At 66.3% G+C, this 11,888-nt stretch carries 7 protein-coding genes; 4 read left to right on the top strand and 3 right to left on the bottom strand.

Going from position 1 to position 11,888, the window contains the following annotated elements; translation table 11 throughout:
* The first annotated feature begins 65 nt into the window (after positions 1-65).
* Positions 66-2,093, top strand: coding sequence for a beta-galactosidase (locus AC4EEO_RS02540; RefSeq protein WP_491339796.1), 2,028 nt, complete (start codon positions 66-68; stop codon positions 2,091-2,093).
* Positions 2,094-2,295: 202 nt separating this feature from the next.
* Here AC4EEO_RS02540 and AC4EEO_RS02535 read toward each other — a convergent pair whose 3' ends face one another.
* From AC4EEO_RS02535 to AC4EEO_RS02525, 3 genes are all read right to left on the bottom strand, one after another.
* Positions 2,296-3,654, bottom strand: coding sequence for an ABC transporter substrate-binding protein (locus AC4EEO_RS02535; RefSeq protein ID WP_026264596.1), 1,359 nt, complete (start codon positions 3,652-3,654; stop codon positions 2,296-2,298).
* Positions 3,655-3,906: 252 nt separating this feature from the next.
* A complete protein-coding gene (locus AC4EEO_RS02530) occupies positions 3,907-4,851 on the bottom strand; it encodes a carbohydrate ABC transporter permease (protein WP_491339795.1) in 945 nt (314 codons plus the stop codon).
* Positions 4,841-5,785: a carbohydrate ABC transporter permease gene (locus tag AC4EEO_RS02525; RefSeq protein ID WP_018761806.1), complete on the bottom strand. Its 945-nt coding sequence runs from the start codon at positions 5,783-5,785 to the stop codon at positions 4,841-4,843. The genes AC4EEO_RS02530 and AC4EEO_RS02525 overlap by 11 nt, the downstream gene beginning before the upstream one ends.
* 371 nt (positions 5,786-6,156) lie before the next feature.
* Here AC4EEO_RS02525 and AC4EEO_RS02520 point away from each other — a divergent pair, with 371 nt between their 5' ends.
* The 3 genes from AC4EEO_RS02520 to AC4EEO_RS02510 all read left to right on the top strand — a co-directional run bounded on the left by AC4EEO_RS02520 (position 6,157) and on the right by AC4EEO_RS02510 (position 11,792).
* Complete coding sequence (locus tag AC4EEO_RS02520; RefSeq protein WP_018761808.1) at positions 6,157-7,425, top strand: ABC transporter substrate-binding protein; 1,269 nt, start codon at positions 6,157-6,159, stop codon at positions 7,423-7,425.
* Between the two features lie 1,209 nt (positions 7,426-8,634).
* On the top strand, positions 8,635-10,680 hold the full coding sequence (locus AC4EEO_RS02515; RefSeq protein ID WP_491340386.1) for a DUF6807 family protein: 2,046 nt from the start codon (positions 8,635-8,637) through the stop codon (positions 10,678-10,680).
* Positions 10,677-11,792: a M24 family metallopeptidase gene (locus tag AC4EEO_RS02510; RefSeq protein ID WP_491330570.1), complete on the top strand. Its 1,116-nt coding sequence runs from the start codon at positions 10,677-10,679 to the stop codon at positions 11,790-11,792. Before AC4EEO_RS02515 ends, AC4EEO_RS02510 begins: the two co-directional genes overlap by 4 nt.
* Positions 11,793-11,888: the final 96 nt, after the last annotated feature.

Genomic DNA, 11,888 nt, shown 5'->3' with positions numbered 1-11,888 from the left:
CAAGCGTTTTCCAAGAAAGCGTTTCCTCATTGCGAACCCCGCCCCGCAGTTGACAAAGGAGTCCCATGACACAGCAGGAAAGCCCCGGCCCGTCCAAAGTGTGGAGCAACATTGGGGGCATCGCTTTCGGAGGCGACTACAACCCCGAGCAATGGCCCGCCAGTGTCCGCCTGGAGGATCTGGACCTCATGCAGGAAGCGGGCGTGAATTTCCTCAGCGTCGGCATTTTCTCCTGGGCCCTGCTGGAACCCGCCGAAGGGCACTACGAGTTCGGCTGGCTGGACGAAGTACTGGACAACCTCGCCGGGATCGGCGTGAAAGTGGCCCTGGCCACCGCCACCGCCGCACCTCCGGCCTGGCTGGTGCGCCAACACCCGGAAATCCTGCCGGTCAGGGCTGACGGGACCGTGCTGGGACCGGGCTCACGGCGGCACTACACGCCGTCGTCGGCCGTGTACCGCCGCTACGCCGCCGGGATCACCCGCGCACTCGCCGAACGCTACAAGGACCACCCCGCGCTGGCACTGTGGCATGTGGACAACGAACTGGGCTGCCACGTCTCGGAGTTCTACGGCGAAGAGGACGCAGCCGCCTTCCGCACCTGGCTTGAACGCCGGTACGGGAGCATCGCTGCCTTGAACGCTTCCTGGGGCACGGCATTCTGGTCCCAGAACTACGGCTCCTTCGAGGAAATCCTGCCGCCCGCCGTCGCACCGTCCACCCTGAACCCGGGCCAGCAACTGGACTTCCAGCGGTTCAGCTCGTGGGCGCTGATGGACTACTACCGGGAGCTGGTGGCCGTCCTTCGCGAGGTGACCCCGGACATCCCCTGCACCACCAACCTGATGGCCTCAAGTGCCACCAAATCCATGGACTACTTCAGCTGGGCCAAAGACCTGGACGTCATCGCCAACGACCACTACCTCGTGGCCGCGGACCCGGAACGCCACCTGGAACTCGCGTTCAGCGCGGACCTCACGCGCGGCATTGCGGGCGGTGACCCGTGGATCCTGATGGAACATTCGACGTCGGCGGTCAACTGGCAGCCGCGCAACCAACCCAAGATGCCCGGCGAGATGCTGCGCAATTCGCTGGCCCACGTGGCCCGCGGGGCGGACGCCGTGATGTTCTTCCAGTGGCGGCAAAGCTTCGCGGGGTCGGAGAAGTTCCACTCCGCCATGGTGCCGCACGGGGGACGGGACACGCGGGTGTGGCGTGAGGTGGTGGAGCTTGGCGCGGCCCTGCAGCGCCTCGAACCCGTGCGCGGTTCGCGGGTCCAGTCGCGCGCCGCCATTGTCTTCGACTACGAGGCCTGGTGGGCCAGCGAGATCGACTCCAAACCGAGCGTCGACGTGAAGTACCTGGACCTGCTGAGGGCGTTTCACCGGTCGCTGGTCCTGCGCGGAGTCTCCGTGGACCTGGTGCATCCGTCGGCGTCACTTGACGGCTACGACCTGGTGCTGGCGTGCACCCTGTACGCGGTGTCCGATGAGGACGCCGCCACCATCGCCGCCGCGGCTTCGCGCGGGGCCACGGTCCTGGTCAGCTATTTCAGCGGCATCGTGGACACTCAGGACCACGTGCTGCTCGGCGGCTACCCGGGCGCGTTCCGCGATCTCCTGGGCGTCCGGGTGGAGGAGTTTTATCCGCTGCTGGCCGGAGCCCAGCTCAAGTTGAGCGACGGGACCACTTCTTCCATCTGGAGCGAGCATGTCCACCTTGCCGGCGCCGAGGTGGTGCAAACCTTTACCGAATACCCGCTGGAGGGGGTTCCCTCCCTGACCCGGCGGCCTGTTGGGCCAGGCGCGGCCTGGTACCTGGCCACCTTCCCGGACGCCAACGGCATCGAAGCCCTGGTTGACAAGCTGCTGGCCGAATCGGGCGTTTCGCCCGTCGCCGCTGCCGATCCCGGGGTGGAACTGGTGCGGCGCCTGTCCGCCGACGGGCGCAGCTTCCTGTTCGCCATCAACCACACGAGGGCGGATGCCGCCGTCTCAGCCACTGGCCAGGACCTGCTGACCGGCGACCCCTTCCCGGGCACCGTTCCTGCCGGCGGCGTCGCGGTGGTGGCGGAGGGCCAGGCAAAGCCCTAAGGACGGCCGACGGCGGCACCGGCTTGGGTGCCGCCGTCCACGGAACGCTCAGTCCCGTTAAAAGTGGACTGCGCCTTAAACACCTCCGCCCCGGAAAGGAACCATCGGTTCCCGCCGGGGCGGAGCTGCCACCCGCCGTCGGACGCCTCGGGCGGGGAGGCGTCCACCCGTGTTGTCCGGAGCCGTGTTGGCGGTGTGAAGATCAGCTGCTGATGGCGGACTTCATCTCGTCCGTGGCCTTCTTTCCCGCGTCGGCCGGGGACAAGCGGTCAAACAGGACTTCCGAGGTGTAGCGCTTGATGATTTCCTGGATCGCTCCCGCACCCTTTGGCGGCGGCGCCGGGGCTTCGCCGAGTTCGCCTTTGATCTGATCGATGAAGGTGACCACCTTGACGTCTGCCGGGGTCAGTTTGGGCTGGATGGCTGCCCGGACATCAGCGTTGGGATACACACCACGATCCGCCAGGAGCGCTTCACCGGCTTTGACGTTGTTGGTCAGGAAGTTGATGAACTTGGCCGTTTCCTGCGGGTGCTTGGTGCGCGAGGAAGCGGACCAGAACTGCGAGGCTTTGTACCAAAGCTCCGCATCGGCTGCCGATCCCGTCTTGGTGGGGAACCGCAGGATCTTGAGGTCTCCGCCGCTGGCCTTCTCCAGGGCTGGCGCCTGGTTGGACCACCAGAACGCCATGGCGTTCTTGCCGGTCGCCAGGCCGCTCTGGTCAAGGGGCGCAGCCTCAGCCTCGACCACCTCCGATGCGGAAGGCACCGCCTTCTTCTGGCTCAGCTCCTTCAGGAACGCCCACCATTCGGCGATGTCACCGGACTCAAAGCCCAGCTTGCCGTCGGATGTGTAGAGGGACTTGCCGTCCTGCCGGAGCCAGACGCCCAAGGAGGCCTCATCCGTTCCGTACGCTGCCGCGCCGTAGGTGCCCTTGGGCGACTTCGCGGTGATCTCGGCGGCGATCCGGCCGAAATCGTCCCAGGTCCATTTGGTGTCATCCGGCAGCGGAACTCCGGCGGCCTGGAAGACTGCGGGATTGGCCAGGATGGTGGCGGCGTTGATGCCGGCCGCGATGCCCGTCAGGCCCTTCTGGCTCTTGCCTGCATTCAGGGCCGCCTCATCCAGCTTGGAGGTGTCGATGTCGTACTTGGACAGATCCAGGAGGGCGCCGCGGCTGGAGTACTCGGTGATGTATTTCTCGTCCATCTGGATGATGTCCGGGGCGTCGTTGGCGGCCACCTGGGTGGCGAGCTTGTCCCAGTAACCGCTCCAGTCGCCGAATTCCGGTTTGATCTTGATTTTGGGGTTTTCGGCTTCGAACTGCTTGATGGCTTCCTGCGTCAGCTGGGCGCGCTTGTCGCCGCCCCACCAGGAGAAGCGAAGCTCAACGGTTCCGTCGGCGCTCTGCGGAGCTGCTCCACCGCCGCAGGCACTGAGGGCCATGACGGCGGCGACTGCGGCTGCGACAGCACCCGCCGTACGGGTTCGGCGCGATGAGCGTGACGGTGGTGCCCCTGCCGGCTGCTTGGCAGCGGATGCAGGACGGGGAAAAAGCGGCACTGTGTAACTCCGATCTTCTTTGATCCAGGTGCGGTGATGTTGGGGGGTGGCCGGGGGCGTAGCCGTCGAGGTTTCGAAGAGGGCCCCAGGTCGTGAAAGCGCTTTCTACACCTAATACTACAAGTCCAAAACTTGTATTACAAGATGTTCGGCGAAGTGCATCCGCCCCGTGACGCGCGAACGGCCCGCCGCTTGCGACGGGCCGTTCAAACAGGTGGTGCAGGGGCGCGTGGCGCCGGGTGCGGCCCGGCGTTACTTGATGCCCGTGGTGGCGATGCCCTTGATCAGGAACCGCTGGCCGAACAGGAACACCAGGAAGACCGGCAGCAGGGACACGATGGACATGGCGAACAAGGATCCCCAGCTGGTGGCGGACTGCGAGTCGACGAACGCACGCAGTGCCACGGGAACGGTGAACATATCCGGGTCCGTGAGGTAGATCAGGGCGCCGAAGAAGTCGTTCCAGGTCCAAATGAAGGTGAAGATCGTGGTGGTGGCCAGGGCCGGCACCATCAGCGGCAGGATCACGCGAAGGAAGATGCGCGGATGGCCGGCTCCGTCGATCCTCGCGGCCTCGTCAAGCTCCTTGGGGATGCCGCGGATGAACTGCACCATGAGGAAGACGAAGAACGCATCCGTGGCAAGCAGCTTGGGAACGATCAGCGGCCAGAAAGTGTTCACCCAGCCGATCTGCGAGAACAGGATGTATTGCGGCACGATCACCACGTGGAACGGGAGCATGATGGTCAGCAGCATGATGCCGAAGAACAGCTTCTTGGCGGTGAACTGCAGCCGCGCGAACGCGTAGGCAGCCATCGAGCATGAGACCAGGTTGCCCAGGATCGAGCCGATCACCACGATCGCGGAGTTGATCATGTAGTGGCCGAAGGGGTGCGTCAGGGCCGACCATCCGGAGGTGTAGTTGCTCATTTCCAGGCTGTTCAGCCACAGGCCCGGTTCACGGAAGATCAGGTCGTTCGGCCGCAGCGAGGAGACCACCATCCACAGGAGCGGATAGATCATCAGCCCGCCGGCCAGGATCAGGATCCCGTGCTTTATCAGCGATTTACCGCGCTGGGCCCTGCTGAAGGCCAGCGTTCCCCGGGACTCGCGGACCCTGGGCTTGCGGTTCGTAGGCTTGCCGGCGCCCCCGGACTTCTTCTCCGGGGTGGGCAGCGTCTCAAGCTTAGTCGTCATAGAAAACCCAATACTTAGAAGCGATGAAGTTGATGGCGGTGAAGACGCCGATGATAAGCAGCAGCACCCACGCCATGGCTGAGGCGTAGCCCATGTCGAACTGGCCGAAGCCCTTTTGGTAGAGGTACAACGTGAAGAACATCGTTGAGTCCGAAGGTCCGCCGTTGCCGCCGGAGACGATGAACGCCTGGGTGAAGGACTGGAACGAACCGATGATCTGCAGGACCAGGTTGAAGAAGATGATCGGGCTGAGCATCGGCATGGTGATCCGCCAGAACTGCTGGAGCGTGGTGGCACCATCCACCCTGGCCGCCTCGTAGTACATGTTGGGGATCTGGCGCAGGCCCGCGAGGAAGATGATCATCGGAGCGCCAAAGGTCCAGACGTGCAGCAGGATGATCGATCCCAGGGCCGTGCTGGGATCCGAGATCCAGCCGGGACCCTGAATGCCGAACATGGCCAGGACCTGGTTCACCAGGCCGGTGGTGCCGAAGATCTGCTTCCACAGGATGGCGACGGCGACCGAACCGCCCAGCAGCGACGGCAAGTAGAACACAGAACGGTAGAACGGAAGGCCGCGGAGCCCCTTGTCCAGGACGAGCGCGATCAGCAGTGCCACGGCCAGCTGCAGTGGAACACCCACCAGCACGTACGTGAACGTAACCCGCAACGAGTTGTGCAGCCGGGCGTCGCTGAGCATCCTGGTGAAGTTGTCCAGCCCCGTCCACTCGGGCGGCTGCAGCAGGTTGTAGTCCGTAAACGAAAGGTAGAGGGACATCAACATGGGGCCGATGGTGATGGCCACCAAACCCACCAGCCACGGGAGCAGGAAAATGTAGGCGGCCTTGTTGTCCCGCCTGTTGGCCTTCTTCTCCTCAGCGGTGGCTTTGCCCTTCCGCCGGCTCAACGAAGACAGTTCGCTGATGGCGCTCACGGTTGCTGCTCCATCACGGACAGCAGGCAAGCGTCGGCCGGCAGCGGGGCCGGACGGCGCGTCCTGGGAATATGCTTTGCGGCCATGTGGTCTCCTTTGGTCATCGTGGCCTCCACGTTTCGGTCATCGCCAGGCGATGGGGGTTCGGGACTCCCTTCGCGGGCCCGCTGCATGCCCGTCAGGGCTGGAGCGGTTCCGCCCGCCGGGAGCGTCGTTCTAGAAAGCGGCTCCGTACCAAAGTAAACGGTTTCTTGACTCCTGTACAGCCCTTTGTTAGTTTTTGAGAAAACGTTTTCTGTTGCATCTGGCAAGGGGACGCGACCACCAGAATAAGGGGGACAACAATGAGGTTTGGTCTCAGGAAATCGGTCATGGGAATCACCGGCGCCGCCGCCGCGCTGGCCATGGTCCTTACCGGCTGCGGCAACAGCCCGCAGGCCGGGAAAGTGGGGACTGCGGAGGATCCCGTCACCATCCGGTTCGCCTGGTGGGGCAACGACTCCAGGGCGAAGACCACCATGGAGGTCATCAAAGCATTTGAAGCCGCCAACCCCACCATCAAGGTCCAGGGCGAGAACACCGAATTCAGCTCCTACTGGGACAAAATGGCCACCCAGATCGCCGGCGGAACCACCCCGGACGTCATCGCCATGAGCGGCGCCTATCCCAGCGAATACTCCAGCCGCGGCGTCCTCCTGGACCTCGACAAGGTGAAGGACCAGATCGACACCTCGAAGTTCGCCGACGGGACCGTTGAGCTGGGCAAGATCAACGGAAAGCAGTACACCATTACGGCGGGCGTCAACTCCATGTCCATGGTCCTGGACCCCAAGGTCTTCGAGGCCGCCGGCGTGCCGCTGCCGGACGACGAAACCTGGACCTGGGACGACTACGCACGGATCGCCGCCGAAATCACCAAGAAGTCGCCGGCCGGCACCTTCGGCACGACCCCCATGGCCAACGACTCCTTCCTCGCCGTCTGGGCACGCCAGAATGGCCAGGAGCTCTACACCGACGACGGCAAGAAGATGGGCATCAGCGAGGACACGCTCGCCAAGTGGTTTGAGCTCAACAAGAAGCTGATGGAAACGGGCGGCGCCCCGTCAGCGTCCCAGACCGTCGAGGACGGGTCCGCCCAGCCTGAGATGACACTGATGGGCCAGGGAAAGCAAGGAATGAAGATTTCCTGGAGCAACCAGATGACGTCCTACTCCGGCGCCCCGCTGGTCATGGTGAAACTTCCCGGCGAAAGCAGGACGCCGGGGGCCTGGCTGCGTTCGTCGATGGAATACGCCATCTCGTCCAAATCCGCCCAGCCCAAGGAAGCGGCCCTGTTCATCAACTACCTGGTCAACAACATGGACGCGGCCACCAAGATCAAGAGCGACCGCGGCATGCCCGCCAACACCGAACTGAAGGCGGGCATCACTCCCCTGCTCAAGGAAACCCAGCAGAAGGAAGCCACCTACCTGGACCGGATCGCGGCCATGAAGGTTCCGGCACCCAAGCCCTTCCCGGCAGGATCATCCGCAACCCTGGAAGTTTTGAACCGTTACAACACGGATGTACTCTTCGGAAAGATCGCGCCTCGGGACGCTGCCAAAGGCATGATTTCAGAGGTCAACCAAAACCTCGCCTGACGGTTGCCGCGGCGGACGGATGAACAGACACCAACCATGAAAGGGGGCAGGCACATGATCACGGCAACACGGCCCAGCGCCATCGGCGGCTACGACGATTGGCCTGCCTACGTCCGGGCCCGTCCCCGCCACCGGGCGTCCACCGCGGCGGCGCAGGAACTCTCTGACGCCTTGGGCGTCCCGGCTGTGCCCGCGCCGCCGGACGTACGGGTGCACTGGGAGGAAACGTACGACGACGCCACCACCACCGAACTGAGCTGGCAGTTGGGCTTCGGGCCGCGCACCACGGGCTGGCTGGTCCGGCCGGCAGGACATTCCGGACCGCTGCCAGGCGTCCTGGCCCTGCACTGCCACGGCGGCAACAAGTTTGGCGGTGCGGACCGGCTCGTGGAGCTCCCGACAACCCACCCGTCGGCGGCTGCCGCACGCGCAGGGCACTATGACGGCCGTGCGCTGGCCACCGGCCTGGCCCGCCAGGGTTTCGCTGTCCTTGCCCATGACACGTTTGCCTGGGGAAGCCGCCGGTTTGACCTCTCCACCCCGCCATGGCGGACCGCCGCGGCCGTTGACGCACGGCAGGCGCAGTGGCGGGCGGACGGCATCGCGCCTTCCGAGGCCGACGAATACAACGCCGCGGCCGGCGTCCATGAGGACACCGTGGCCAAGGCGGCGGGGCTGCTCGGCACCAGCCTTGCCGGCATGGTGGCCCACGACGACCTTGCCGCCCTCGACGTCCTGGCCGCACTGCCCGGCGTCGATGCGGACAGCCTGGGGTGCATCGGTTTCTCCGGCGGCGGCGGCCGTTCCCTCACCCTGGCCGCCCTTAGCCCGCGCATCAGGGCCGCCGTGGTCACCTGCATGATGACCACGTTTGAATCCCTCTTCCCCGCGTACCTCGACGCACATTCGTGGCTGCTGCAGACTCCCGGGCTGTGGAAGCTGGGTGACTGGCCGGAACTCACAGCCCGCGCAGGGTCCGCCCGGTTCCTGGTGCAGTACGCCCTTGCTGACGAGCTCTTCCCGGAAGCCGGGATGCGCCGGGCCCACCAGTTACTCGAATCCCTGCACGGCGGCACCGACAGGTATGCGGGCAGCTTCTGGCCCGGCGGGCACGTCTTCACGGCGGCCATGCAGGACGAGGCCCTCGACTTCCTGGCGAAAACGCTGACCACCTGCCCCCCCCAACCAGCACCGCTCCCAAGGACCCACGTGACCACACAGCATTCGGCGGAATCCACCCATCCGCAGTCCCCGTCCACAGACCTTCCCAGGGTTGCCCTGGTGGGTGTGCACGGCTTCGGCGAACGGCACCTCGCCAACCTGGCCCGGCTCGAACAGGCCGGCGCCCTGGAACTGGTAGCCGTCGCCGATCCCCACCCGCCGCAGCCCGGCAGCCTGGCCGGCTCAGTGGCTGTGTACCCGGACCTGGACGGGCTGCTGGCCGCCAAGCCTGGCGTCGACGTCGTCATTATTGCCACCCCCATCCAGACGCATGCCCCCTTGGCCATCGCGGCGTTGTCCGCCGGGATGGACGTCTATGTCGAAAAGCCGCCGGTGGCATCCCTGGCGCAATTCGAGCAAGTCCTGGCCGCGGCCAGGGACCACGGCCGCCGGGTCCAGGTGGGCTTCCAGAGCCTGGGCTCCCAAGCCCTGCCCGCCATCCGGGGCCTGGTGGAGGCAGGTGAAATAGGCACCGTGCTGGGGCTCAGCGCCACCGGCCAATGGCTGCGGACCAAGGCGTACTTCAACCGCTCGCGCTGGGCCGGGAAGCGCAGCCTCGACGGCACGGACGTAGTGGACGGGGTGGCCACGAACGCCCTGGCCCACGCCGTTGCCACCGGACTGCATCTGGCGGGCGCGCATACCCTCGCGGACGTCCGCTCGGTGGAAACGGACCTGTACCGGGCCAACAGCACCGAAAGCGATGACACGTCCATTCTGCGGATCCGCACCGCAGGCGGAGAGACCCTCCTTTGTGCCTTGACGCTCTGCGCCCCCGAAGAGCTCAACCCGGCCGTCACCGTGCACGGAACGCTGGGCGAGATCACCCTTTCCTACACGGAGGACCACGTCGTCATCACCACCCCGGCCGGCGAGCGCCGGGAGTCCTTCGGCCGGACTGACCTGCTCGAAAACCTGCTGGATGCCCGGGCCAACGGAACGCCGCTGCTGTGCGCGCTGGAAGACACCGGAGCCTTCACCGCCGTCCTGGAGGCTATCCGCACCGCGCCCGCACCAGCGCCGATCGGCACCGGCTTCATCACGTGGGAAGGCGAGGGCGACGACGCCCATCCGGTGGTGCAGGACATCTCCGGAACGCTGGAGCGCGCCGTCAAGGCACAGGCAACGTTCGCCGAACTCGGCGTGCCCTGGGCCCGTCCCCTTCCGCCGGTCCGGACGCTGACCGTTGGGGGCCGCCCGGTGGCCGATTACCAGGACGGCAGCCATATCAGGGCAGTATCCTCCCCGCGCCCCTACCTCCACCCGGTGCGCACCCTGAACGGCACCGTGGTGACTGACCACCAGCCCCTTGACCACGTATGGCATCTGGGCGCCGGCGTGGCCCTGCAGGATGTGGACGGGGTGAATTTCTGGGGCGGCCGCACCTACACCAGGGAAGCCGGCCAGTACGTGTGGCGCCCGGACCACGGCAGCATCGCAAGCACCGGCACCGCATCCTTCCAGGCCGACGCCGGCGCGGGACGGCCCGGCGTCCTGCAAGAGACGCTGAGCTGGAACGGGCCGGACGGCTCCCCTGTGCTCCGCGAGGAACGCACCTGGGCGTGGTCCGCCGTCGCACCCTCCGCCTGGCGGCTGTCACTGGATTTTGCGTTGTCACCTGCAGGGAACACGCCGGTCAGCCTGGGCAGTCCGGGCTCCAACGGCCGGTTCGAGGGTGGCTACGGCGGCTTCTTCTGGCGGCTGCCCGAGTGCGCGGACCCTGCCGTCTGGACGCCCGCCGGCTCCGGTGAGTCACAGGCCCACGGCAGCGTCGCGCCATGGCTCGCCTGGTCCGGAACGTTCGACGGCGGCCCGGCCACCTTGGTGTTCGTCGCTGCCGGGGACTCCACGGACCCATGGTTTGTCCGGGTTGACGGCTACCCGGGCGTCGGCCAGTCGCTGGCCTGGGATACGCCCGTCATCGCAGAGCCCGGCGCGCCGGTGCGGCGGCACGTCACCGTCTTCGTGGCCGACGGGCTCCTGGCCACCGCCGACATCGAAACACTGATCAACGAACAAGGGGATCCGTCATGACCCAGACCACAGCCGCAGCCGTTCCCCAGCAGGAGGCCCGCCTGGCTCCCGGATCCCCGGGCGACCGGGCCATCAAGCGCCGGCGCGTGCTGGACATCCTGGACGAGGCCGGGCGGGATTCGCTGCTCCTCACCACCAACACGGCCCTGACCTGGTACCTGGACGGCAGCCGGGTGCACATCAGCCTGGCCGGCGACCCCATCGCCGCCCTGCTCGTCGCGCGCGACGGCGACCACCTGGTGACGTTCAACAACGAAGCCGGCCGGATCGCCGCCGAGGAGCTTCCGCTGGGAGTCAACCTGCATACCGTTCCCTGGTACGCGAACCTGCACCAGGCCGCGGCCGCCGTGGGCAATGGCGCCCTGCCTCCGCTGTCCGAGGCAGAGGTGGCCGCCGAACTGCGCGCCGCGCGCCAGCAGCTGCTTCCGGCGGAAAGCGCCCGCTATGCCCTGCTCAGCGCCGACGTGGCCGGCATCATGACCGAGGTCCTGTCCGCCGCCCGCCCGGACACCACGGAATTCGCGCTGGTGTCGGCGCTGGCTGCCCGGGTGGTGGCCGCCGGTGCAGAGCCGCTGGTACTCCTGTGCAACGGCAGCTCCCGCAGCACGTTCCGGCACCCCTTGGCCACGCACGCGCCTCTTGGCCGGCGTGCCATGGCGGTGGTTTGCGCCCGCCGCGACGGCCTCGTGGCCAACATCACCCGCTGGATCAGGTTCGACGCCGGCACTCCCGGGGAGCGCGACGCCGAGGCCCGCATCGCGGCAGTGGAGGCGGATATTTTCGATGCCACGGTTCCCGGCACCCGGCTGGACCGGATCTTCACCGAGATCCAGGCCGCTTACGTCCGGCATGGCTTCGGCGCGGACCAGTGGGAACAACACCATCAGGGCGGGCCCGCCGGTTACGCGGGGCGCGATCCCCGGGTCACGTCGGAAGCCACGGATACGGTGGTGCTGGACCAGGCGTTCACGTGGAACCCGTCAGGGCCGGGCGTCAAGATCGAGGACACGGTCCAGCTCACGGAATCCGGGCTCCACATCCTGACTGTTGACCCGCGCTGGCCGGTGGCCACCGTGAACGGGCTGGAACGCCCCGTGACCCTGCAGCTCTAGTCCGGCGCCCGCTCACATACTGCAGCTTTAATCGAAACGCCCGCTCACTTATGGCCGTTTTTACGGCCATAAGTGAGCGGGCGTTTCGTGTCTAGC

The organism is Pseudarthrobacter sp. MOO13 (assembly GCF_058267655.1).
This window is presented reverse-complemented; position numbering and strand designations above follow the sequence as displayed.

What these genes read in the sequence shown, in the direction of transcription:
- AC4EEO_RS02530 (WP_491339795.1), bottom strand. Translation starts at nt 4,851, where the DNA reads ATGACGACTAAGCTTGAGACGCTGCCCACCCCGGAGAAGAAGTCCGGG.
- AC4EEO_RS02520 (WP_018761808.1), top strand. Translation starts at nt 6,157, where the DNA reads ATGGGAATCACCGGCGCCGCCGCCGCGCTGGCCATGGTCCTTACCGGC.
- AC4EEO_RS02540 (WP_491339796.1), top strand. Translation starts at nt 66, where the DNA reads ATGACACAGCAGGAAAGCCCCGGCCCGTCCAAAGTGTGGAGCAACATT.
- AC4EEO_RS02510 (WP_491330570.1), top strand. Translation starts at nt 10,677, where the DNA reads ATGACCCAGACCACAGCCGCAGCCGTTCCCCAGCAGGAGGCCCGCCTG.